General features: G+C 53.8%; 1 protein-coding gene. It reads left to right on the top strand.

What is annotated here, in order from left to right; translation table 11 throughout:
* Positions 1 to 43: 43 nt before the first annotated feature.
* Positions 44 to 223: DUF4277 domain-containing protein (locus tag JUJ53_RS00235; protein WP_204149999.1), on the top strand; the 180-nt coding region annotated here is incomplete at its 3' end.

The raw sequence follows: 223 nt of genomic DNA, 5'->3' as shown, positions 1-223 counted from the left end.
AGTGCGGTTGGGGTAAGCTCAGGGCACGCATTGAGATCGCGCCTTGAAAATAGAGAACCTGGATCACTTAGGCTTAGTAGCCGCCCTCGTGGATGAGATCGGGATGGTAGAGCTAGCCGACGAGCTACTCCATGCTCATAGCCTGAACCATATCAGCCCAGGACAAGTGCTGAAAGCGATGATTCTCAACGGGTTGGGGTTTGTCAGCGCGCCGTTGTACTTA

Origin of the sequence: Leptolyngbya sp. CCY15150 (assembly GCF_016888135.1) — a bacterium.
GTDB lineage: Bacteria > Cyanobacteriota > Cyanobacteriia > RECH01 > RECH01 > RECH01.
The sequence above is the reverse complement of the archived record's forward strand: the minus strand, read 5'-3'. Positions and strand labels throughout refer to the sequence as shown.